This is a genomic window from Polynucleobacter sp. UK-Mo-2m-Kol15, assembly GCF_018881505.1.
GTDB lineage: Bacteria > Pseudomonadota > Gammaproteobacteria > Burkholderiales > Burkholderiaceae > Polynucleobacter.
Map to the genome: position 1 here is coordinate 674,648 of NZ_JACVQC010000001.1, position 23,087 is coordinate 697,734.

The 23,087-nt window shown below is 43.7% G+C and carries 20 protein-coding genes; 15 read left to right on the forward strand and 5 right to left on the reverse strand.

Annotated elements, in window-relative coordinates; genetic code table 11:
- Positions 1-3 precede the first annotated feature (3 nt).
- From bchY to ICN43_RS03650, 10 genes are all read left to right on the forward strand, one after another.
- Entirely contained in the window at positions 4-1,527 is a 1,524-nt protein-coding gene (gene bchY / locus ICN43_RS03605; protein ID WP_370623148.1) for a chlorophyllide a reductase subunit Y, read from the forward strand.
- Positions 1,527-2,984, forward strand: coding sequence for a chlorophyllide a reductase subunit Z (gene bchZ / locus ICN43_RS03610; protein WP_216197245.1), 1,458 nt, complete (start codon positions 1,527-1,529; stop codon positions 2,982-2,984). Before bchY ends, bchZ begins: the two co-directional genes overlap by 1 nt.
- 123 nt (positions 2,985-3,107) lie before the next feature.
- A complete protein-coding gene (pufB, locus tag ICN43_RS03615) occupies positions 3,108-3,254 on the forward strand; it encodes a light-harvesting antenna LH1, beta subunit (RefSeq protein WP_087909627.1) in 147 nt (48 codons plus the stop codon).
- Positions 3,255-3,303: 49 nt separating this feature from the next.
- Complete coding sequence (locus ICN43_RS03620) at positions 3,304-3,525, forward strand: hypothetical protein (protein WP_216197246.1); 222 nt, start codon at positions 3,304-3,306, stop codon at positions 3,523-3,525.
- Between the two features lie 10 nt (positions 3,526-3,535).
- Complete coding sequence (gene pufA, locus ICN43_RS03625) at positions 3,536-3,712, forward strand: light-harvesting antenna LH1, alpha subunit (RefSeq protein ID WP_215272648.1); 177 nt, start codon at positions 3,536-3,538, stop codon at positions 3,710-3,712.
- Between the two features lie 99 nt (positions 3,713-3,811).
- Positions 3,812-4,636, forward strand: coding sequence for a photosynthetic reaction center subunit L (gene pufL, locus ICN43_RS03630; protein ID WP_216197247.1), 825 nt, complete (start codon positions 3,812-3,814; stop codon positions 4,634-4,636).
- Between the two features lie 31 nt (positions 4,637-4,667).
- The gene (gene pufM / locus ICN43_RS03635; protein WP_255533408.1) at positions 4,668-5,663 is read left to right on the forward strand and encodes a photosynthetic reaction center subunit M; all 996 of its coding nucleotides are present in this window, start codon (positions 4,668-4,670) and stop codon (positions 5,661-5,663) included.
- Positions 5,663-6,706 carry a photosynthetic reaction center cytochrome PufC gene (pufC, locus tag ICN43_RS03640; protein WP_216197249.1) on the forward strand — a complete coding sequence of 348 codons (1,044 nt, stop codon included), beginning with the start codon at positions 5,663-5,665 and terminating at the stop codon, positions 6,704-6,706. Before pufM ends, pufC begins: the two co-directional genes overlap by 1 nt.
- Before the next feature lie 57 nt (positions 6,707-6,763).
- Positions 6,764-8,320 (forward strand): phytoene desaturase, encoded by a 1,557-nt coding sequence (locus ICN43_RS03645; protein ID WP_216197250.1) that lies wholly within the window; start codon positions 6,764-6,766, stop codon positions 8,318-8,320.
- The gene (locus tag ICN43_RS03650; protein WP_216197251.1) at positions 8,313-9,371 is read left to right on the forward strand and encodes a phytoene/squalene synthase family protein; all 1,059 of its coding nucleotides are present in this window, start codon (positions 8,313-8,315) and stop codon (positions 9,369-9,371) included. Before ICN43_RS03645 ends, ICN43_RS03650 begins: the two co-directional genes overlap by 8 nt.
- A 21-nt stretch (positions 9,372-9,392) precedes the next feature.
- Here the strand turns inward: ICN43_RS03650 and ICN43_RS03655 are convergent, their stop codons facing one another.
- The 5 genes from ICN43_RS03655 to ICN43_RS03675 are packed head-to-tail and all read right to left on the reverse strand — an operon-like array spanning position 9,393 to position 14,779.
- Positions 9,393-10,292: a carotenoid 1,2-hydratase gene (locus ICN43_RS03655; RefSeq protein WP_370623195.1), complete on the reverse strand. Its 900-nt coding sequence runs from the start codon at positions 10,290-10,292 to the stop codon at positions 9,393-9,395.
- A gap of 29 nt (positions 10,293-10,321) precedes the next feature.
- On the reverse strand, positions 10,322-11,812 hold the full coding sequence (gene crtD, locus ICN43_RS03660) for a 1-hydroxycarotenoid 3,4-desaturase CrtD (RefSeq protein ID WP_370623149.1): 1,491 nt from the start codon (positions 11,810-11,812) through the stop codon (positions 10,322-10,324).
- Positions 11,796-12,491 (reverse strand): spheroidene monooxygenase, encoded by a 696-nt coding sequence (locus tag ICN43_RS03665; protein ID WP_216197253.1) that lies wholly within the window; start codon positions 12,489-12,491, stop codon positions 11,796-11,798. The genes crtD and ICN43_RS03665 overlap by 17 nt, the downstream gene beginning before the upstream one ends.
- 6 nt (positions 12,492-12,497) lie before the next feature.
- Entirely contained in the window at positions 12,498-13,922 is a 1,425-nt protein-coding gene (gene ppsR, locus ICN43_RS03670; protein WP_216197254.1) for a transcriptional regulator PpsR, read from the reverse strand.
- A 29-nt stretch (positions 13,923-13,951) separates the two neighbouring features.
- Positions 13,952-14,779 carry a B12-binding domain-containing protein gene (locus ICN43_RS03675; protein WP_216197256.1) on the reverse strand — a complete coding sequence of 276 codons (828 nt, stop codon included), beginning with the start codon at positions 14,777-14,779 and terminating at the stop codon, positions 13,952-13,954.
- Between the two features lie 215 nt (positions 14,780-14,994).
- Between ICN43_RS03675 and bchF the strand changes: the two genes are divergently transcribed.
- From bchF to bchL, 5 genes are read left to right on the forward strand one after another with little or no spacing between them, the layout of a single operon-like run.
- Complete coding sequence (gene bchF, locus ICN43_RS03680; protein WP_255533410.1) at positions 14,995-15,462, forward strand: 2-vinyl bacteriochlorophyllide hydratase; 468 nt, start codon at positions 14,995-14,997, stop codon at positions 15,460-15,462.
- Positions 15,459-16,751: a ferredoxin:protochlorophyllide reductase (ATP-dependent) subunit N gene (locus tag ICN43_RS03685; RefSeq protein WP_216197258.1), complete on the forward strand. Its 1,293-nt coding sequence runs from the start codon at positions 15,459-15,461 to the stop codon at positions 16,749-16,751. Before bchF ends, ICN43_RS03685 begins: the two co-directional genes overlap by 4 nt.
- 10 nt (positions 16,752-16,761) lie before the next feature.
- A complete protein-coding gene (gene bchB / locus ICN43_RS03690) occupies positions 16,762-18,390 on the forward strand; it encodes a ferredoxin:protochlorophyllide reductase (ATP-dependent) subunit B (RefSeq protein ID WP_216197259.1) in 1,629 nt (542 codons plus the stop codon).
- Positions 18,380-22,174: a magnesium chelatase subunit H gene (locus tag ICN43_RS03695; RefSeq protein WP_216197260.1), complete on the forward strand. Its 3,795-nt coding sequence runs from the start codon at positions 18,380-18,382 to the stop codon at positions 22,172-22,174. Before bchB ends, ICN43_RS03695 begins: the two co-directional genes overlap by 11 nt.
- The gene (gene bchL / locus ICN43_RS03700; RefSeq protein WP_216197261.1) at positions 22,174-23,085 is read left to right on the forward strand and encodes a ferredoxin:protochlorophyllide reductase (ATP-dependent) iron-sulfur ATP-binding protein; all 912 of its coding nucleotides are present in this window, start codon (positions 22,174-22,176) and stop codon (positions 23,083-23,085) included. The genes ICN43_RS03695 and bchL overlap by 1 nt, the downstream gene beginning before the upstream one ends.
- Positions 23,086-23,087: the final 2 nt, after the last annotated feature.

Below are 23,087 nucleotides of genomic sequence, written 5' to 3' on the forward strand. Positions count from 1 at the left end.
ATCGTGAAATCCAATAAAGTCATTCCAATACAAGACCAGACTAATAATACGTCTGGAATTTCTTGTCATTCAGGGGCGGAGGATTTATTAGCTGCTGCTAAATCAGCCAATAAGAGTGAGATTTTGGGGCAATACGCAAAAGACTATCCTAAGGGGCCGCATGACCAGCCGCAGAGTATGTGTCCTGCATTTGGATCTTTGCGAGTTGGATTGAGAATGCGTCGCACAGCGACTATTTTGTCGGGCTCAGCTTGTTGCGTATATGGCTTGACCTTTACTTCACATTTTTATGGTGCTCGCCGTAGTGTTGGTTATGTACCATTTAACTCAGAGTCATTGGTTACTGGAAAGCTCTTCGAAGATATTCGAGACGCCGTATATAAAGAAGCGAATCCTGAACTCTATGATGCAATCGTCATCATTAACTTATGTGTTCCGACTGCTAGTGGTGTTCCATTGCAGCTGTTGCCAAAAGAAATTAATGGCGTACGCATTATTGGTATTGATGTTCCTGGCTTCGGTGTTCCAACCCATGCGGAAGCAAAAGATGTTTTAGCAAGCGCCATGTTGCGCTATGCTCGCACAGAAATCGAAAGCGGTCCTGTTTCAGCGCCACGCAATGGAATCTCCGATAAGCCGACTATTACTCTACTGGGCGAAATGTTCCCAGTAGACCCTATTAGTATTGGCATGATGCTCGAGCCTATGGATTTGGCAGTAGGTCCTGTGGTACCTACTAGAGAATGGCGCGAGCTCTATCAGGCAATGGATTCTAAAGTAGTCGCTGCGATACATCCTTTTTATACGGCGAGTATTCGTGAGTTTGAAAGTGCCGGCAGAACCGTTGTGGGTTCAGCCCCAATTGGCTACGAGGGTACAGCTCAATGGCTAGAAAACATCGGAGCGGCATCTGGCGTTAGCGCAGAAAAAATTGGTAATGCTAAAGCCAAGTTCTTGCCAATGATTCAAGCTGCACTCAAAGCAAAACCGATCAAAGGAAGAATCACGCTTAGCGGATATGAGGGTTCAGAGTTACTAGTAGCACGTTTATTAGTAGAGAGTGGTGCAGACGTGCGTTATGTCGGTAGCGCTTGTCCAAAGACAATCTGGAGTAGTGGCGACTTAGATTGGCTCGAGCAGCATGGTGTGCATGTTGAGTATCGCGCTTCTCTTGAGCAAGATCTCGCGGCGATGAAGGAGTTTGAGCCAGATTTAGTGATTGGCACAACGCCAGTGGTTCAAAAAGCCAAAGAATTAGCTATTCCATCCCTGTATTTCACGAACTTAATTTCAGCACGACCATTAATGGGTGCAGCTGGAGCTGGTTCATTAGCTCAAGTGATCAATGCTGCTTTAGCAAATCAAGATCGCTTTGATGCTATGAATTCATTCTTTGAAGGTGTGGGTAAAGATCATGCAACTGGTGTTTGGGAATCAGTGCCAGTTGATCGTCCTGAATTTAAAGCTGAGGTAAGGCGTCGCATGGAAAAAGCGCGAGCCAAACAAAAAGCTGAGGAGATGGGCTAATGCTAGTCCTGGATCACGATCGTGCTGGTGGCTATTGGGGCGCCGTCTACGTTTTCACTGCTGTGAAGGGTTTGCAGGTAGTGATTGACGGTCCAGTTGGCTGTGAAAATTTGCCGGTGACATCAGTATTACATTACACGGATGCTTTACCCCCTCATGAGCTGCCTATCGTAGTTACTGGTTTAGCTGAAGAGCAGTTAGGCCGAGAGGGTACCGAAGAATCCATGAAGCGTGCTCATAAAGTATTGGATCCTGATTTACCGGCAGTAGTGGTAACTGGATCGATTGCTGAAATGATTGGTGGTGGCGTTACTCCGGAAGGCACTGGTATCAAGCGTTTCTTGCCTAGAACAATTGATGAAGATCAGTGGCAGTGTGCCAACCGTGCAATGAATTGGTTATGGACCGAGTATGGTCTGAAAAAAATTCCAGAGCGTAAGAGGGTTGTAGGTGAAAAGCCTAGAGTCAATATTATTGGCCCTTCATATGGCAGCTTTAACCTATATAGCGATTTAGCTGAAATTAGAAGATTAATCGAAGGTATTGGTGCAGAAGTCAATATGGTGTTCCCACTTGGATCACACCTAGCTGACATTCCAAAGTTAGCTGATGCTGACGTCAATGTCTGTATGTATCGGGAGTATGGACGTTTACTGTGTGAGACATTAGAGCGCCCATATTTACAAGCCCCAATCGGAATGCAGTCAACAACAGCATTTTTGAGAAAGCTTGGGGAGCTCTGTGAGCTCGATGTGGAAGGCTTTATTGAGCAAGAAAAACACACTACTCTGAAACCAATTTGGGATTTATGGCGTTCTGTTACCCAAGACTTTTTTGGTACAGCGAGTTTTGCCATTGTTGCAAATGAAACCTATACCCGAGGAATTAGAAATTTCTTAGAAGAGGAGATGGGTCTTCCTTGCAATTTCGCCATTCCTAGAATTCCAGGCAATAAGACAAACAATATTGAAATACGAGAATTGGTTCAGAAGAAAACACCACTAGTCATGTTCGGTAGTTATAACGAACGGATGTATGGCAGTGAGATCGGTACTCGTTTTTCTTATATCCCCGCATCTTTTCCAGGAGCGATTATTCGTAGACATACCGGCACTCCATTCATGGGGTATGCGGGCTCAGTGTATTTAATTCAAGAAGTTTGCAACTCTCTATTTGATGCCTTGTTCAATATTCTGCCGCTAGGTACTGAGATGGATAAGGTTGATCGCACACCTGCCAGGGTTCAAAGCTCAATTAAGACAATGCCTTGGGAGCAAGAAGCGCAAGAGCTTCTGAATAAATTAATTAGTAATCAACCTGTACTTACCCAAATATCGGCCGCCAAAAGAATGCGCGATGAGGCAGAGTTTGAGGCTCGCAAACAAAATATTGAAAGAGTCACAGTAGATTGTGTACAGAAGTCATCCTTCTCCATTACAGCGGGAGAGGTTGTATGAAGCTAGTACAAAAAAATTACCCTAATCAAGGGTTAAACCAATATGACTTTTCCAGGTCATATCCTCAAATCTACAGGGGTGATGTAGAAAAGACCGTAAGGTCAGTTTCAAGGAGTTGTCATCATGAGTGAAAACAGATCTATATCTGGGCTTACCGATGCAGAGGCTCAAGAATTCCATGCATTTTATGTGCAAGGTCTTTTAGGGTTCGTTGCTATCGCAGTCGTCGCGCACATACTTGTATGGGCTTGGCGTCCATGGTTCTTTTGATGCAGTAGTAAGTACATAGTAAATAGCGCAGCTAAAAGGAGTAATGAATATGAAGACCAATACAGATTTAATCAATAAAAATGATCTTAAGGACACAATGTCCTTTAAGTTTATTTTCTTAGTTAGTTATGTGGTGATCTTTATAGTTGCCCTCATTTTGGTTGTGTTGCCTTCCTCGCAGAAAAGTTGGTTATTTTCTGAATCTGACGGAGCATCTTTTTTAAAGTCAGTTGAGTCAGGTGTTTACAGCTTTATGTCTTACTTAAATTAGGAGAAATATTATGTGGAGAGTATGGAAACTATACGACCCGTTACGTGCGATGGTTGCACAGGGCGTTTTTCTATTTGCTTTGGCGGCCATGATTCATCTCATTTTATTGAGCACTGCTCAGTACAAATGGTTGGATGGAATGAGTCAAGAGCAGTACAAAGCAGCAATCGCAGCAGCGAAGAAGTAATTAGATGTACAAATCGTAGACGAATTTCTAGCAATAGGTATTCGTCTACGTACGATTAATTAGTTTTGAGAAATATTCTCATTATGTTAGGAGCGCTATATGGCCATGCTCAATTTTGAAAAAAAATACCGCGTACGCGGTGGGACTCTGGTGGGAGGAGATCTTTTTGATTTCTGGGTAGGCCCGTTCTACGTCGGTTTTTTTGGGGTTACAACCATCTTTTTTGCATTCTTAGGAACTGCAATGATTTTTTGGGGAACTTCACAGGCAGGGGTTTTCAATCCTTGGCTAATTAATATTGCACCACCAGATCTGAAATACGGTCTAGGGGTGGCTCCAATGATGGAGGGCGGCTTATGGCAAATCATTACTATTTGCGCCTTAGGAGCTTTTGGATCATGGGCTATGCGAGAGGTTGAGATCTCTCGCAAGCTGGGCATGGGATTGCATGTTCCAGCTGCTTTTAGTATGGCGATCTTTGCTTACTTTACTTTAGTGGTTATCAGACCGGTTCTGATGGGTGCTTGGCATTATGGTTTTCCTTACGGCATCCTGAGTCACTTAGATTGGGTATCGAATACGGGATATCAGTACCTACACTTTCACTACAACCCTGCACATATGATTGCAGTGACATTATTTTTCACAACAACATTAGCGCTTGCACTTCATGGCGCATTAATTTTGTCTTCCACTAATCCTCAGCCAGGTCATACCGTTAGAACACCAGAGCATGAAGACACCTTCTTTAGAGACATTGTTGGTTACTCAGTTGGTACCTTAGGTATCCACCGATTAGGTCTATTTTTAGCGCTAGCAGCAGTATTTTGGAGTGCTGTTTGTATTGTGATCAGCGGACCATTTTGGACTAAAGGTTGGCCTGAGTGGTGGACATGGTGGTTGAATTTACCAATCTGGGGATAGTTTTAGCTCAATTGAAAATGCGGAGAGCATGATGGAATATCAAAATCTATTTACACAAACGCAAGTCACTGGACCCGCTAGTCATGGTGTTCCAATTAACGACTACGATATGCGTGAGAGAACTAAAACGATTGGTTTTAGTCATCTCATGGGGCGACTGGGTAATGCACAGCTAGGTCCGGTATATCTTGGCCGTCTTGGAGTTGCGTCATTGATGTTTGGTATGACCGCCTTTTTTATCATTGGCATGAATATGCTGGCCCAAGTAGATTGGAATCCATTGCAGTTTGTGAGAAAACTCTTTTGGTTATCACTCGATGCACCATCACCTAAATATGGTCTAACATTCCCCCCAATGAATGAAGGAGGTTGGTGGTTAATTGTCGGCTTATTTACCACTATCTCCATCATGTTGTGGTGGTTACGCACATTCCGTAGAGCGCAAGCGCTCGGTATGGGCACTCATGTGCCTTGGGCGTTTGCATCAGCAATTTGGTTATTCCTAGTCTTAGGTTTAATTCGCCCTGTATTAATGGGTAGCTGGAGTGAAGGCGTTCCTTTCGGCATCTTCTCTCATTTAGATTGGACAGCTGCCTTTTCGATTCGCTATGGAAATTTGTTTTACAACCCATTCCATATGCTTTCCATTGTTTTCCTTTATGGCTCAGTGCTCTTATTTGCAATGCACGGTGCCACTATTCTTGCTGTGAGTCGTTTTGGTGGCGAGCGAGAAATTGAACAGATTGTTGATCGAGGAACTGCTTCTGAGCGCGCTGCCTTGTTCTGGAGATGGACTATGGGCTTTAATGCAACGATGGAATCCATTCACCGTTGGGCTTGGTGGTTTGCAGTGTTAACTCCGTTGACAGGCGGTATTGGCATTTTGTTAACCGGTACTGTAGTAGATAACTGGTATTTATGGGGAGTGAAACACAATATTGCTCCAGCTTACCCAGCGATTTACGGAACTGTAGCTGACCCTGCCTTAAAAGCACCGGTAGCTCCAGTGGCCAAAGGGGAGAAATAATGAAAAATTGGACTCAAAAAATTGCCCTTGTCTTGAGCATCTTCGCCATGATGTTCTTGACGGCATGTGAACGACCACCAGTCGACTCTAAGCAAACAGGTTTTCGCGGAACTGGTATGGATCAAATTAGTAATCCACGTACCGATGAGCAACTAGCTAAGTTAAATGAATTACCACCCCCAATTCCATCTTCTGCGGATGGTCCAAAGGCGAGTGCTGTATATAAAAACGTCAAGGTTTTGGGTAACCTCAGTGCTGCACAGTTTAGTACCTTCATGGTTTCGATGACTTCCTGGGTAGCTCCAAATCAGGGATGTGCATACTGCCATAACGTACAAAATTTTGCAGATGATTCTTTGTATACCAAGACAGTTGCTAGAAGAATGATTCAGATGAATCAAAGTATTAATGGCAACTGGAGTGATCACGTGAAGACAACGGGTGTGACTTGTTATACCTGTCACCGTGGTAATAATGTTCCGCAAAATGTGTGGTTCAACACAGTTGAGAAACGTGGCGGAAATATGCTGGGTAATAAGAATGGTCAAAATGATCCTACAGTAGGAAGTGCCTATGCCTCTTTGCCAAATAACTCCTTTAGTAGCTATTTCGTAGCGAATGCTTCTGCTGCTAGGGTGATTGGCGATACAGCGCTTCCCACAGGTCATAAAGCCACTCTACAAACGACTGAAAATGTGTATGGTGTGATGTCCCATATGTCTCATTCGCTTGGAGCGAACTGTACTTTCTGTCATAACAGTCGTGCATTCTCAAGTTGGGAAGAAAGCACTCCACAGCGTGTCCAAGCTTGGCATGGCATTCAGATGCTTAAGGATGTCAACACTACATTTATCTCACCTTTAGCTGGCATATCGCCTCCTAACCGCAAGGGTCCAGATGGAGATGTTGGAAAGGCAAATTGTGCTACTTGCCATCAGGGCGTAAACAAACCGCTTTTAGGTAAGAGTATGTTGCAGGATTACCCTTTCCTTGCCCCTAATAATGGCAAGCCAAAAGAGGGTAATCAAATTGCCAAAAACTAATTTCCAAATCCTTGTTGATGGAGTTAATCAGCAAGGATGTAAATTAGAGGTGATCTGATGGACCAAAAGGTCGATCAATTTAAGATTCCTGAAAAGGACGCAGCCTATAACGATGGCAAGCATGCTGAAAGGGCCATTGTTATCGGCTCTGGATTTGGGGGGCTAGCAGCTGCCATTCGCTTAGCCGTTAAAGGTTACGATGTACAGATTCTCGAGAGACTGGGTAGCGCTGGCGGTAGAGCGTATGTGCATCGTCGCAATGGTTTTACATTCGATGCTGGCCCAACTATTATTACAGCCCCATTTCTTCTAGAAGAGTTATGGGAGTTATGCGGCAAGAAGATGTCTGATGATGTAGATCTTCGTGCAATGGATCCTTTTTATCAAATCCGTTTTGCTGATGGGCGTATTTTTAATTACACCGGCGATTTAGACCGCATGAAGGTGGAAGTTGCTAAATTTAGCCCTAAAGATCTACCTGGTTATTTACGGTTTTTAGATGAAGCGGAAAGCTGCTACAAACTTGCATTTGAAGATCTAGGCGATGTTGCATTTGAGAGCATTGGAGATTTAGTCAAGGCAATGCCTAATTTAATCAAGATGCGTGCCTGGAATAATCTGTATAGCCTGGTGGCGAAATATATTAAGGATCCTCAATTAAGAGAGGTGATGAGCTTTCATCCCCTGCTTATTGGAGGCAATCCGTTTTCGGTTAGTTCTGCATATGCACTGATTAACTCGCTAGAGCGCAAATGGGGTGTTCATTCTGCAATGGGCGGTACTGGCTCGATTATCAAAGGGCTTGTCGGTTTATTAGGCGGCTTAGGTGTTTCTATACGGTACGCTAGTACTGTCAAGAAAATTAATATTGTTGACCATAAAGTCACTGGAGTAACTTTAGAAAATGGCGACGTTCTGTATGCCAATAAAGTGATCTCCAATGCTGATACTGCTTGGACTTACAAAAATCTCATTGACTCGAAATACCGCAAAGTCTGGACAGATAAAAAAATAGAAAATGGTAAATATTCTATGAGTCTATTTGTCTGGTATTTTGGTACTAAAAAACAGTACCCACAAGTGCCACATCACATGATGCTCTTGGGTGAGCGCTATAAAGCATTGTTAGAAGACATTTTTAAACACCATCACCTAGCTAAAGACTTTAGTCTTTATTTGCATCGACCGACTGCTACTGATCCAAGTCTTGCCCCAGATAGTTGCGATACCTTTTATGTGCTATCGCCCGTACCCCACTTAGATAGTGGCACCAATTGGAGTGAGGTTGCAGAATCCTACCGGCAGTCTATTGCCAAGATGCTAGGTGAAACAGTTTTGCCTGGGCTAGAAGAGAATCTAGTGGAATCGTTTGTAATGACGCCTCAAGATTTTCAAGATCGTTTGTTGTCCTATAAAGGTGCTGCGTTTGGTCTTGAGCCGCTTTTAACGCAGAGCGCTTGGTTTAGACCCCATAATCGTAGCGAAGAAATTGAAGGTCTTTATATGGTTGGTGCTAGTACGCACCCGGGCGCTGGCATACCAGGAGTGCTCTCTTCAGCCAAAGCGTTGGATTCACTCATTGCTCCCGCAAAAATGGTGGTTCATCATGCTTGATAGGGCTATTACCTCAGAATATGGGTTTCAGATAGATCTAGAGTCTTGCGAGAATCTGATGCGCGACGGTTCAAAATCATTCTTTGCTGCCGCCAAAATACTGCCGGCCAAGATACGAGATTCAGCTATAGCTTTATATGCATTTTGTCGCTTACTTGATGACATGGTGGATGATCAGCATGCTCCTGAAGATGTGATCAAGCAAATTGAATATCGCCTTGATCGTATTTATGCACAAAACCCAGCAGATATTCCGGCGGATAGGGCGCTTGCTCTTGTCGTTTCCCGTTTCTTAATTCCACGCGAGATTTTAGAAGCTTTAGTTGAAGGCTTTAGATGGGATCGCAATGGAAGACAGTATCAAACCATTGATGAATTATGTGACTACGCAGCAAGAGTAGCTTCGACAGTAGGTGCCATGATGACCTTAATTATGGGTGTTCGTGACCGCGATATATTAGAGCGTGCTTGCGAGCTAGGTTTAGCAATGCAACTTACTAATATTGCTAGAGATGTGGGTGAGGATGCCAGAAATCAGCGTTTATATTTACCAAGAGACTGGCTGGTAGCTGAGGGTATTGATCCAGATGACTGGTTGGAAAAACCCATCTTCAATGACGCTATATCCAGGGTGATTCAGAGATTGATATCGCATGCAGATGAAATGTATGAGCGTGCTTCTTATGGCATTGTAGGTTTACCTCGCAACTGTCGTTCTGCAATTGCTGCTGCAGGCCTTATTTATTCTGAAATCAGTCGGCAAATCGAGCGACAAGGTTTAGATAGCATCAGCCAGAGAGCGGTGGTTTCTAAGAAGAAAAAAATATTGCTCTTACTAAAGTCTCTGCAATCGACGATCTACAGTAGTAAGTTGAATCATAGCCTGACTAAAATTCCATCCATTCAATTTTTAGTCGATGCTGTCGAGCCCGAGGCTCCTTATGCTCATTACACAGGCTCAGTAGAAGATAGATTGATCTGGGTGGTTGGCTTAATGGAAAAGATTGAGCGTAGAAAAGTACAGTCTTTCAATTCTCTAGCGCAACATTAAGCTAGGCTTAGCGCTTTCAATTTAGAAGAAGCGAGTTGGGTTTCTAGGCATTCTCCAGGGCAACATAAACTGCACAATATTGGACTCTAGGCGTTTGACGTTGAGGGTTTCATGCATTGAAGTGACTTCTTCGCCAAGCAGACGCGATTGGAGCATTGAACGCGCATAAAAGGGTGTATCTTCGAAAGTGTTGAGTAGGGTCACACTAGGCTTTCCTCCGTGCTCCTCAGAGCGCATATTTCGATCGATGCGCCAGCCTGTTTTATTTAGCAATACTCTTTCTGGTGGGACAAAGGACTCTATAGTTCCATCCAGATTAAATTTACTGGCAATAATCCGCTCGCAACCATTTTTTTGCCGAACGTCATAGATGACTGCGGTACTACCATCTTTGAGGTGTGCTCGTGACCAATCCCATTCACTAAAGGGTTTGCTGATCGCTTCATCACCTTCATTGGAGTCAAAATAGGCATTGCCATGCCATTGAAGTGAGGGGTTTGTAAAGTTGACCTCTACTCTTGCTGAGGGTGCAATAGGTCCCCAGCGATGTTTTCCAAGATCATCAAGTTCTACAACTTGCTTAAAGAGTTGCTCAGGAAATACTTTAATACTCCCCTGAACTTTATTGCCCAGTAACGGGACTCGTTCATTGATTTGAATCGTGAGCGCGCCATTTTCCCAGCGCAGATGACTCGGCCCAATAGTAAATTGATGAGCTGTTCTTTCAATCGCATTTTGACCGCGCTCAGTCATCGTCCAATATTTCTTTGTGGGGGTATAGAGTGCTACATTGATTGCGCAGTAATCATCAGCGAGCGCCGGCTTACTTTTATTAGCCCAAGCGTAATAGGGGGAGAAGACGCTACCAACAAAGGCAATGATGCTAAAGCCATAGAGCCCATCATCGCTGAGACCATCGATGTACCACCATAAATAGTTACCAGGATCAACTACTTGGTTAAACCGAGGTGCTCCATTAGAGTCGCGGCCGCCAGTCGACCTGACATAGCTGCCATGGGAACTCCCGGTCCCGGATGAGTGCTGCCCCCCGCCAAGAGAAGATTGCTGATTTGAGACTGAGAACCGAGTCGTTGAAAGGAGCTCATCCAACCGTGAGTCGCTTGACCATAAAGGGCTCCACCTCGACCCGGAAATAGTTTGGCAAACTCTTGAGGTGATGTGCGAGTAATCTTCGCATCCTGAAGTTGCAGACCATACTGGCCCATGAGTGAAAATGCTTTTTGTTCGCATCGTTCTATTTCCTCAAAATCATAGAATTGATTATCACCATCAGCAGGTGCATTGACTAAGCAAAGCAGTCTTTCATAATCATTATTGTTACTGGCTAGATCCGTTCTGTCTTGGGCACAAATATAGACAGTAGGATTGATTGGTAATTTTTTGTTTTCGAATATATCTGTAAATTCGCTTTTATACGGTTGATTAAAAAATACGTTATGTCTTACCAGTGGAAAGCCGGAAGCTTTGACCCGCATGGACCAAGTAAGTGCAGAAAGAGAATCTGTTTGTTTCAGGTTTTTTGGAATCGCTGTGTTTGCCTGTTTACCAAGTAAGCCTTTTTGTAAAGCATTAATATCACCATTAAAAATCAGGTAATCGCATTCAATCACTTCGCCAGAACTCAGTTGAACGCCGCTAACCTGGGTCCCAGCAAATCGAAGTGATTGAACTTCAGATCCATACTGGAACTGGCAACCCTTTTTTTGTGCCAAGCGTGAAATCACTCCGGGGATTTTGGCCATGCCCCCTTTAATAGACCATACGCCTTCCATTTCCACTTCAGCAATGAGCATTAAAGTAGCTGGTGCCAAATAAGGGGAGGAACCACAATACGTAGCGTAGCGTCCAAATAATTGATGTAAGCGCGGATCTGGAAAATAGCTTTCAAGAGAAGACCAGAGGCTGCTAAATGGACCAATATCCCATAGCACTTTACTCTTTTGTACGCCCAATGCCGACATCATTCCTAACATGTTTGGGCGAGGGGATTCGATAAACGGACCCTTCAGTACGCCGTATACTTTTTTGGCGGTTCTACAAAACTCTAAAAATAATTGCGCTTGTTTAGAACTGCTAAATTGACCAATGGCATCGGCACTTTTCTGAGTGTCTGCGTATAAGTCGAGTGGCGCCTCTCCCCAGCTATGGCGCGCAAGAATATCTAAGGCTTCAAGCTCAAACTCTGCATCAAAGCTTTCATCGCAATCCGCAAAGAGTTTTTCAAATATCCAGCGCATTGTAAACACCGTTGGGCCAGAATCAATCAGCGCATTATCAACGTTGATTTGACGTATCTTTCCTCCTGGATCCTGACTTTTTTCTAATACAGTGACATCTAGCCCATGATGAGCAAGCTCAAGGGCTGCAGTGAGTCCACCAATACCCGCACCAACGATCAGAATCTTAGGAGATTTGGACATGCTTGCCCTGCCAGATTCCCTGTGCCTTGATGACCCTGAAACGCGTAAACATAGATTCAGAGAAGTAATCTTGACCATATGCGGCCTTAATTGCCGATAGATGAGCGCCTTGCTGGGCATATTGCTCAAGGGATTGAGCGTTATCCCAGATGGTGAAGGTTGCTTGACGTAAGTAGGGGGCCTCCCCAACTCCCGCTGTCAGAATTTTTCCTGCTGCTAATGTAATTGCATCTTCTGCAGGTTTTGCTTTCGCCCAAAATTGACTAGCTTTACTTGGTCTTATAGATGCCCTTGTTAGGGATGCAATAGGACCATTCACAGGTGGGTTAGGGTTTGCGCAAGACATAGAGAACCTAGACCAAGAGCCTCGACTGGAGTATGCCTGCACGCTCGCCAAAAAGAATTCATGGGCATGGTCTTGATAGGCTTTAAGAATGGAGGAAGACTCTCCAAATCGGGCGGCATTATCTGCACTATCGAAAACACAAAAGAAGCCTTGTTTGGTGAGGCTGGGTTTAGTGCTAAACCCGCCGTTAAAACCAGAGCCTAGCACTTTGCAAAACTGCAGGCCTGGACTATTTTTAAAAGGAGTTGTACCAAGGATGTATCTTAAAAACCCCCACCCTCTAGAATTAGACGCAATATCAATTAATCCTAATACTGCTGTCTGATCATTCATGCGTACTTAGGCGTCAATATCATCGGGAGCATTGCTGTCCACAATGCCAAAGCGTCTCATTTTGATATAGAGACCTTGTCTTGATAGGCCGAGCAGTTCTGCGGCAGATGCTCTATTGGTCATGGTGAGATCAAGTGCTGCCAAAATACACAATTTTTCAATAATGTCAGTAGTCTCGGTAACAATTTGTTTGAGTGGCACCTTGCCTACCAATTGGGTCAGTTCTTTGGCATTCTTGCCGAGATTATCAGGCTTATCTGTTGGCTTATTGAGGGCTTTAGAGAGTTGATGAATGCCAATCGCGACTAAAGATAGCTTGCCGCTATTAAAGCTTACAGCAGAGATTTGTACGGGCACAGATGAGCTACCATCATCCGCAGTGATCGTACTTGCGTAGTCCTTAATAGATCCATGCTCACGAACGGTGCCTAAGATAATTTTGAGATCAACACTAGCTCTTCCAAGCCATAGCTCTAGAGACTTGCCTAAGACACTCTCTTTTTGAGTTGATTGAGACATCGTGACAAATGTATTGTTACTTGTGAGGATGACCCCATTTGTACTGCAAACAATAAAGCCATCCTGAAAATCTTCCATGGCTTGTGAGAGTAGGGCAGCTTGCTCATTAACTGTGCCGAGATTCGTAGTTTGAGACTTTGACTTAATGGAGACCAAACATATATTCTGATTTCCTTCGCGTAATAGCGAGCTCGAAATTTCTACGTTTTCTTTCAAATCTTCGAGAGTCGTTTGAAAGGAGGATTGCAGTATTCCCGCTTTGGATTCCAAAAGGTAACTTTGAATTGCCTCATGGTCTTTGGTGGGGAATAAGTTGACAAAGAGCTTGCCTTGAATTTTTTTCAGATCCCCAACTAGAAAACCAGCTGATTTATTTACTTCAATCATCTTTAAAGTCTGACTATCCACAATCAGATAGGCTTGATCAATGCTATTGAAGAGTTGTAAGTAGCGATTTTGAATGGCGTGCAGATTTGCATAATCACGCTCAATTTCTTGTTGAGACTCAACTAATTTTTGCTGCAGCATAGAAATGCTACTGAGATCTTTGCCAATTGCGACTAACTTATTTTGTTTAGCAAAAAAGATGGTGCTAAATTGAATTGGAAGTGAGTTTGCTCCATCAATCTCTTGATTTACTTGACGCCATTTTTGCTCATCCTGATCTTCGCGCGTTTTGAGTAGTGCATTTACTTTTGGTTGACTATCAATAGCCACACTATCTAGCCATTTTTTGCCAACTAGCGATGAGGTATTTGCTGCAACAGGTTTTGAACCATCAACTACTTTTTCAATGACGCCAGATTCATTTAGAATCATCGTTAAATCTACAGACAGCGCTAGCAGCTCAGCTGCCAAATTCACATCTAAGTTATTTAATTCAGAAGTATCTAAATTATAAATTTTGGTCACGTTTTATTTTCTACTTATTTATCTAAGTATTATTTTTCTAATTGGCTGAGATGTTGTTCAAGTTTTTGAACAGATTCCTCAGGGCTAAACGCTTTGACTTCCGCCTGAATATGATCAAAAGCTTCAGGCGCCTTATTATAAAGCGGGCCACCTATAAGAACAATAATTTTGGGGTTCTGAGATTTTTGTCTGAGTAAATCAATCAAGCTTGGAAGTTGCTCAAGCTGCTGATTAGTTGAGACTGAAATAGCGATTGCTTGGAGTATTTTTGAAGACACTCCATAGACAATGGAGTCAAGATTGGTTTGATTTGGACGATGTACTTGCCAGCCGCAAAATGTTAGAAAATTACCAAAAATAAGGCTGCCTAAACTATGTTGAGAGCCAGGGAATCCAGAAATAAAAATAGCCTTATTTTGCTGTCGATCTAGTTGATTGGCCTGAAAGAGATAATCAAGCTTGTGTATCGCTCTTTCAAGTTTGCTTACTCCCATTGATACGTCCGCAAAGCTAAGACTATCATCCTCCCATTGCTTGCCAAATCTCCTGGCAATTTCTGGGATGAGCTCTAAAACAATGTAATTAATTGAGGCACCATGGGTTTTCAGTATGGTGATGGCAAACTCAAAGGACCCCTCTTGGCTATCAAGCAAAAGATTGGTGAGTTTGTTGACCTCCTCTTCATCTAGCTTATTGCGATATTGATTTTGCTTGGTTTGGGGCGATTGAATCCAATTTTGATTAGAGGAGGTCCTAGATGCTGATACATCTACTTTGCGTTCAATCTCCCCAATTAAGTCTGGTAATTGAGTGCTGACTACTTCTCTGATGAGTTCTTTTTTAGCTAATGAATTCACTAAACAGCCCCTAAGGTAGTGCCTGCTACATAAATGACAATTAAATGTAAAATAATTATTACACCTATGATCAATTTAAAGCAATAAATTTGTTTAAACTAGGGTTTACACTTATATTTATCCCTTTATATTAGGGAAAATACTAGTTTTTGTGGAGAAGATTTGGCGTAAAGTTTTGTTTACACATAGCCAATAAGGCAGCGTCAAAAATGAAGATGAATAAGCCCCTATATAACCAAGAACAGCGCGCAAGACGAGACGCCACTGTTTGGACTTTGGTTCAGGGTATTTTGGCCCCAATTCAATTCTTGGTGTGCCTCATCAGCCTCTCTTTAGTGCTGCGCTATCTCCTTACTGGAGATGGATACGCATTAGCGACTATCTCAGTCGTCATTAAAACAGTATTTCTCTATTTAATCATGCTGACAGGATGTATTTGGGAGAAAGTTGTTTTTGGTAAATACCTTTTCGCAGAGAGTTTTTTTTGGGAAGACGTATTTAGTATGTTGGTCATTTTACTGCATACCCTTTATCTCTACTTTCTCTATGAAGGTGGCATGAGTCAACGTGGACTAATGTATCTGGCCTTGGCTGCCTACGCGTCTTACTTTATCAATGCTGGTCAATTTATATACAAGCTTCGTATCGCCCGCTTGCAAATGAATAAGGGGGTCACTGCATGAATGCCATCGTAGACTTGCCTAAAGATCAACTCAGTAGTGTGGGAAAAAATATTCCTATCTATAAAGAGCGCGGCCAAAGAGAGGTATTTTGTGGATTAACAGGAATTATTTGGCTACACCGCAAGATTCAAGATGCCTTCTTCTTGGTAGTAGGCTCCCGCACCTGTGCCCACCTTGTGCAATCAGCGGCTGGAGTGATGATCTTTGCGGAGCCACGCTTTGCCACTGCCATTATTGATGATCGTGATCTGGCTGGAATTGCTGATGCGCATGAGGAGTTAGATCGTGTCGTGAAATCCCTTCTCACGCGCCGCCCTGATATCAAAATGCTATTTTTAGTTGGTTCATGCCCATCTGAGGTCATCAAGCTTGATCTTTCAAGGGCTGCGCAAAGATTAAGCAAGGAATTTTTAAATCATTGCCGCATCTTGAGTTATTCAGGTAGCGGCATTGAAACGACATTCACCCAAGGTGAGGATGCTTGTCTCGCATCACTAGTAAATGAAATTCCTAAGGCAGTGGTAGCACAAGAAAAGAATCTGCTGATTGTGGGTTGCTTGCCGGATGTCGTTGAAGATCAATTTCAGCGTCTATTTAATGAACTGGGAATTTCTCGGGTATCTTTTTTCCCGCCCAAAAATTCACAGCAAAAGATTGAAATTCACAGCAATACACAATACCTGCTTGCGCAACCCTTTTTGGCTGAGACAGCCAGATTGATCGAGGAGCGTGGTGCAAAAAGAATCTCAGCACCATTCCCATTTGGAATTGAAGGAACAAGCTCTTGGCTTAAAGCAGCAGCCAATCAATGGGGAGTGAGTGCTCAGCATTTTGATGAGGTAACACAGCCCAAAATTGAGCGTGCTCAAAAGGCTTTGGCACGTTACATACCAATGCTAGAAAGCAAGCGTATCTCGTTTTTCCCAGACTCTCAACTGGAGATCCCATTGGCGCGTTTTCTTTCTCAGGAGTGCGGCATGAAGGTCCTAGAAATTGGCACGCCTTACCTTCATAAGCAGCATCTTGAGGCGGAGTTAGATTTACTTCCTGAAAACTCCCGGATCGTAGAGGGCCAGGATGTTGAAAAGCAACTAGATAGATGTCGCGCAGATAAGCCAGACATCGTTGTTTGTGGATTGGGATTGGCAAATCCATTAGAAGCAGAAGGTATTACAACCAAGTGGTCAATTGAGTTGGTATTTAGTCCTGTGCACGGCTATGAGCAGGCTGCAGATTTAGCAGAGCTCTTTGCGCGACCTTTAAATCGAAGTATGAGATTAGCGGCCTAAGGGAAAAAAGATGCAATTAACTCTATGGACATATGAAGGCCCTCCACACATTGGAGCAATGCGTATTGCTACTTCAATGACGGACTTGCATTATGTGCTGCATTCTCCACAGGGTGATACCTACGCAGATCTGTTATTTACGATGATCGGGCGTGCACGTAAACGTCCTCCAGTAACTTACACAACATTTCAAGCAAGAGATTTGGGCGGTGATACTGCGCAGTTATTTCAGGATTCAGTAAACGATGCTTATCAACGCTTTCAACCAAAAGCAATGATTGTTGGCGCTTCATGTACCGCTGAATTGATTCAAGATGATCCAGGCGGTTTAGCTAGAGCTCTTAGTTTGCCTATTCCAGTGATTCCACTGGAGTTACCTTCGTATCAGAAAAAAGAAAACTGGGGCGCTTCAGAAACTTTCTATCATATTGTTCGTGCCTTAGTGCCTGCAGATAAAACAATATCAGCGCAGCAGTATCAAGAGAGGCGAGCGGCCAATAAGCAGGCAGGACAAAAACCTAGCTGTAATATCTTGGGCCCAACAGCCTTGGGCTTTAGGAATCGTGATGATGTCCAGGAGATCAAAGGCTTATTGGAGTCGATGGGTATCGAGGTGAAGGTCATTGCGCCGCTAAACGCATCTGTATTGGATTTAAGTCAGATTTCAGGGGCTGATTTCAACATATCGCTTTATCCAGAAATCAGCCAACTGACATGTACTTGGTTGAACAAAACTTTTGGCCAGCCTTTTACAAAGACCATTCCGATTGGTACTAAAGCAACTAAAGCATTTATTGAAGAGGTGGCACAGCTTGCTAATCTCGATCCTGAAGCTACTTTAGCCAGTCAAGAGGAGCGGGCGCGCTGGTATGCAAAATCAGTTGACTCAACCTATCTCACTGATAAGCGGGTATTTATTTTTGGCGATGCAAGCCATGCTATTGCTGCAGCTAAAGTTGCCGCAGAAGAGATTGGTTTTAAGGTAGTGGGTTTAGGAACTTATAGTCGTGAGTTTGCTCGCGAAGTGCGCGAGGCAGCAAAATTGTATGGTGTCGAAGCGCTGATTACTGATGATTATTTAGAGGTCGAGCAAAAGGTATCTGAATTAGCTCCAGATCTGGTTCTAGGTACTCAAATGGAACGTCATATTGCCAAGAGATTAGGTATTCCTTGCGCAGTTATTTCAGCGCCAGTGCATGTGCAAGATTTTCCTGCACGCTATTCCCCTCAAATGGGCTTTGAAGGTGCCAATGTTTTATTTGATACCTGGATTCATCCTCTAATGATGGGTCTTGAGGAGCATCTCATCATGATGTTCCGTGATGACTTTGAATTTAGTGCTGATGCAACGTCATCTCATCTAGGTCATGGCAGCCCAAGTGTAAAAGAACATGCTCCGGTTCCGACTTCTGCTGAAGATGCTGTTGTTGCTAAAGCAGTTCAAGTCAATGCTGAAGTCTTTAGTGGGAATAAACCAGCCAATCTTTGGGACGCTGCCGCTGAAAAAGAATTAGGAAAAATCCCGTTCTTTGTGCGAGGTAAAGCGCGGCGTAATACGGAAAAGTTTGCTGTAGAGCATGGCATCAGCCAAATTACGATTGAAACCCTTTACGATGCTAAGGCCCACTATGGCAGATAAGCGTCCGTCAATGAGGGTAACCATCGTAACGATGGATACGCACTTGGCTAGTGCGACTGAGAGGGCTCGTCATGCTCTAAAAAAGAAGATGCCTAGTTTGGAATTGACTATTCATGCAGCTTCAAGTTGGACAGTAGATAGCAAGGCGCTAGAAAACTGTCTTGCAGATATTCAGTCGGCCGACATTTTGATTGTGACCATGCTCTTTATGGAAGATCACTTTAAGCCAGTGATTGAAGCCCTTAAAGCAAGGCGAGATCATTGCGACGCGATGGTATGTGCCATGTCTGCTGGAGAAGTAGTGAGCCTGACACGTATGGGTGCATTTGATATGGGTAAACCTGCAAGTGGTTTACTTGGTTTGCTCAAGCGCCTCAGAGGTAATAAAGAAAAATCACAAACTGGTGGCGCTGCTCAGATGCGCATGTTACGTCGTTTGCCAAAGATTCTACGTTTTATTCCTGGCGGCGCTCAGGATGTGAGAGCCTATTTTTTAACCCTGCAATATTGGTTAGGGGGCTCCGAAGAGAACCTTTACCATATGGTCAAAAATTTGGTCAATCGGTATGCTGCCGGTGAGCGTGAAGTATTAAAAACGAAAGAAAAATTAGTAGAGCCAGTTATTTATCCAGATAACGGTATCTATCATCCGCGTCTTCAGGGTCGCATGAGCGAGTCCTTAAGCGATTTACCGAAGTTAGTGAGTGACAAAAAGTCTAAAGGTAGGGTAGGTCTGCTATTACTCAGATCTTATATATTGGCTGGTAATACATTGCATTACGATTCTGCAATTGCTGCTTTAGAAGCGCAGGGTTTACAGGTATTGCCGATATTTGCGGTTGGCCTAGATGCTAGACCTGCAATTGAGCAATTCTTTTTTCAAGATGGAAAAAATATGGTCGATGCCGTAGTGTCATTGACTGGTTTTTCTCTCGTGGGAGGTCCTGCTTACAATGATGCCAAGGCAGCGGAAGAGGTTTTGGCTTCGCTAGATGTGCCTTATCTGGCAGCGCAACCATTAGAGTTTCAAACTTTGAACGATTGGGGTGGTTCCGATCGCGGCTTATTGCCGGTTGAAAACACTCTGATGATCGCTATTCCTGAGTTAGATGGTGCGATTGTCCCAATGGTGTTTGGCGGTCGTGCTGGTGAAGCAGATGTCCAATGTACTGGTTGTCACAAGGCATGCGTATTTGAAGCCAGCATTAATCGTCACGACATGCATACCTGTGTCGAGCGGACTGCAATGTTGGCTGCACGAGTCAGCAAACTGATCGCACTTCGTAAAGTAGGGCAGGCTAATCGTAAAGTCGCTTTAGTCATGTTTAACTTCCCGCCCAATGCCGGAAGAGTAGGTACTGCTGCTCATTTGAGTGTTTTCGAGTCAGTCTTCAATACTCTAAAGAGTTTGAAGGCAGAAGGCTACACAGTAGAGGTGCCAAATTCTGTAGATGAATTTAGAGATCAGATCCTGGCTGGTAATGCCAAGCAGTTTGGCACTGATGCCAATGTGCATGCGCAAATCAGCACAGAAGATCACATTAAGCGTGAGCCTTGGCTAAAAGAGATAGAGGCTCAATGGGGGCCTGCACCTGGAAAGCTGCTGACTAATGGTTCTTCTCTATTTGTATTGGGTAAACAGTTCGGCAATGTATTCGTAGCGCTTCAGCCAGGATTTGGATACGAAGGTGATCCAATGCGTTTGCTGCATGAAAAAGGATTTGCACCAACTCATGCATTCTCGGCGTTTTATCGCTATTTACGTGAAGATTTTGCTGCCTCAGCAGTGCTGCATTTTGGTACTCATGGCGCACTTGAATTTATGCCTGGAAAACAATCAGGTATGTCGGGCTCATGCTGGCCTGATCGCTTAATCAATGATTTGCCTAATCTCTATATTTATGCGTCCAACAATCCCTCAGAGGGAGCAATCGCCAAGAGACGTGCCGGAGCAACACTCATTAGCTACTTAACTCCACCAGTATCTCAGGCAGGCTTGTATCAGGGCTTATCCGAATTAAAAGAGTCTGTGGAGCATTGGCGTAAAGCGACGCCTCAAGAAGCTAATCAAGAAGTTGCTCATGCCTGGGACACAAATGCACAGGAGCTTTTAGATTCTCTCCAGGCACAGGCTGTGGAATTGGAGTTTCTATCCACAGAGCCAGCTTTAAAAACACTCGATGTAGATACAGTCAATAAAGCTGTAATGCATTTAAGCGAACAAATACTGGAACTCGAGTACACATTGATTCCTTATGGTTTGCATATATTAGGTAGTCCAATCAGTACAGAACAAAGCCTAGATATGCTGATGAGTTACGCATCAGTGCAAGAGGGTGAGATTCAGGATTTCTCTAGAGAGGCGATGAATGAATTGATTCATAGCCAAAGTCTTGAGAAATTTGCCAAAGACCAAGCGCTGGCTTTAACACCTAGCTTAAGAGAAGAGTTGAATCAGGTATTAAATATGCATCGTGATATGCAGTCCGATAGCGAAATGCAAGGTATTTTGAAAGCTTTGGAAGGTCGTTATATCCGCCCAGCACCAGGTGGTGATGTTTTAAGAAATCCTCAAGTGCTTCCTACTGGTAGAAATGTTCACGGCTTTGATCCATTCCGTATCCCAAGTAAGTTTGCTATGAAGGATGGTCAATATCAAGCCAACAAAATTCTGGAGAGATATCAGGCGGATGGTAATCCATTGCCAGAATCGATAGCGATGGTACTTTGGGGTACTGATAACCTCAAAACTGAAGGCGGCCCAATCGCCCAAATCTTTGCCTTAATGGGTGCTTTACCCCGTTTTGATAGCTTTGGCAGATTGGCTGGTGCTCAACTAGTGTCGCTAGAAGAGTTGGGACGCCCACGCATTGATGTGATGGTCTCTATCTCAGGAATCTTTAGAGACTTGATGCCTTTACAAATTAAGATTTTGGCAGAAGCAGCTTTCTTGGCAGCAGCAGCTGATGAACCAGTAGAGCAAAATTTCATTCGCAAACATGCGCTTGCTTATCAAGAGAAAAATGGCTGCGATTTGGAGACTGCAGCGTTACGTGTATTTGGCAATGCTGAGAGCGCTTACGGTGCCAACGTCAATATGATGATTGATAACGGCCTGTGGCAGGACGAAAACGAATTAGCAGAAACTTATACCCGTCGTAAAAGTTTTGCTTACGGCAGATCAGGTAGACCGGTACTGCAAAGTGATTTGCTCAACTGCATTCTTGCAGATGTAGAGCTGACCTACCAAAATCTCGATTCCATTGAATTGGGGGTAACTACGATTGATACCTACTTTGATACCTTGGGTGGCGTCAGTAGAGCTGTTCGCAGAGCCAAAGGTGGTAAAGCGGCACCGGTATATATTGGCGATCAAACTAAGGGTGATGCAGTCGTGAGATCTTTGAATGAGCAAGTTTCTCTAGAAACTCGCTCACGCATGCTTAATCCAAAGTGGTACGAAGGCATGCTTAAGCATGGCTACGAGGGTGTGCGTCAATTAGAAAGCCATCTCACCAATACTGTAGGTTGGTCAGCCACTACGGGCCAAGTTGAGCCTTGGGTTTACCAGCACCTTACTCAGACATTCATATTAGACCCAGAAATGCGCGAGCGTTTAATGAGTTTGAACCCTGCATCATCGGCGAAAGTAGCAAGTCGCTTATTAGAAGCATCAGAAAGAAATTACTGGAAGCCAGAGCCATCGGTACTTGAGACATTACGTCGCGTTGCCAATGACTTTGAAGATCGACTTGAAGGTGTATACGAGGGAGTACCTATTTAATGGAAACGGTAAACATACCAATTTCTTCAATTAATACTAAAACGAAGCCGCTAGATGGCGAGGGCAGCTTGCAAGTGCATCTAGACCCAAATGAAAAAATTGGGAATGCCAAAGTTTTTGCAATTTACGGAAAGGGTGGAATTGGAAAAAGCACCACATCTTCTAATCTTTCCGCAGCTTTTTCATTATTAGGTAAGCGTGTAATTCAGATTGGATGTGATCCAAAGCATGACTCTACTTTTACCTTAACTAAAAAGCTGGTTCCTACTGTAATTGATATTTTGGAGTCAGTAGATTTTCACTCTGAAGAATTGCGTGTAGAAGATTTTGTCTATGAGGGCTTCAACGGCGTGATGTGTGTCGAAGCAGGTGGCCCTCCAGCTGGAACTGGCTGTGGTGGATACGTCGTCGGGCAAACAGTAAAGCTCTTAAAAGAACATCATTTACTAGAAGATACCGACATTGTTATTTTTGATGTGTTGGGTGACGTGGTATGTGGTGGTTTTGCGGCTCCACTGCAACATGCTGATCGTGCTCTCATTGTCGCTGCAAATGATTTCGATTCTATCTTTGCAATGAATCGTATTGTTCAAGCAATTAGTGCCAAGGCTAAAAATTACAACGTTCGCTTAGGTGGCGTGATTGCTAACCGTAGTAAAGATACTGATCAAATCGATAAATTCAACGATCGAGTTGGTCTGAAGAAAATGGCTCATTTTCCTGATCTAGATGCTATTCGTAAAAGTCGTTTAAAGAAATGCACTATTTTTGAGATGGAATCTACGCCTGAAATTGAGGCGGTGAAAGAGGAATATCTCCGTTTGGCAGCGAGCTTACTTTTGGATGATGACCCATTGCTGATGGAATCTCTAAAAGATCGTGAAATCTTTGACTTGCTAGGATTTGATTGATT

What these genes read in the sequence shown, in the direction of transcription:
- ICN43_RS03645 (WP_216197250.1), top strand. Translation starts at nt 6,764, where the DNA reads ATGGACCAAAAGGTCGATCAATTTAAGATTCCTGAAAAGGACGCAGCC.
- pufL (WP_216197247.1), top strand. Translation starts at nt 3,812, where the DNA reads ATGGCCATGCTCAATTTTGAAAAAAAATACCGCGTACGCGGTGGGACT.
- bchL (WP_216197261.1), top strand. Translation starts at nt 22,174, where the DNA reads ATGGAAACGGTAAACATACCAATTTCTTCAATTAATACTAAAACGAAG.
- bchZ (WP_216197245.1), top strand. Translation starts at nt 1,527, where the DNA reads ATGCTAGTCCTGGATCACGATCGTGCTGGTGGCTATTGGGGCGCCGTC.
- ICN43_RS03665 (WP_216197253.1), bottom strand. Translation starts at nt 12,491, where the DNA reads ATGAATGATCAGACAGCAGTATTAGGATTAATTGATATTGCGTCTAAT.
- crtD (WP_370623149.1), bottom strand. Translation starts at nt 11,812, where the DNA reads ATGTCCAAATCTCCTAAGATTCTGATCGTTGGTGCGGGTATTGGTGGA.
- pufB (WP_087909627.1), top strand. Translation starts at nt 3,108, where the DNA reads ATGAGTGAAAACAGATCTATATCTGGGCTTACCGATGCAGAGGCTCAA.
- ICN43_RS03695 (WP_216197260.1), top strand. Translation starts at nt 18,380, where the DNA reads ATGGCAGATAAGCGTCCGTCAATGAGGGTAACCATCGTAACGATGGAT.
- pufM (WP_255533408.1), top strand. Translation starts at nt 4,668, where the DNA reads ATGGAATATCAAAATCTATTTACACAAACGCAAGTCACTGGACCCGCT.
- ICN43_RS03620 (WP_216197246.1), top strand. Translation starts at nt 3,304, where the DNA reads ATGAAGACCAATACAGATTTAATCAATAAAAATGATCTTAAGGACACA.
- ICN43_RS03650 (WP_216197251.1), top strand. Translation starts at nt 8,313, where the DNA reads ATGCTTGATAGGGCTATTACCTCAGAATATGGGTTTCAGATAGATCTA.
- bchB (WP_216197259.1), top strand. Translation starts at nt 16,762, where the DNA reads ATGCAATTAACTCTATGGACATATGAAGGCCCTCCACACATTGGAGCA.
- bchF (WP_255533410.1), top strand. Translation starts at nt 14,995, where the DNA reads ATGAATAAGCCCCTATATAACCAAGAACAGCGCGCAAGACGAGACGCC.
- pufA (WP_215272648.1), top strand. Translation starts at nt 3,536, where the DNA reads ATGTGGAGAGTATGGAAACTATACGACCCGTTACGTGCGATGGTTGCA.
- pufC (WP_216197249.1), top strand. Translation starts at nt 5,663, where the DNA reads ATGAAAAATTGGACTCAAAAAATTGCCCTTGTCTTGAGCATCTTCGCC.
- ICN43_RS03685 (WP_216197258.1), top strand. Translation starts at nt 15,459, where the DNA reads ATGAATGCCATCGTAGACTTGCCTAAAGATCAACTCAGTAGTGTGGGA.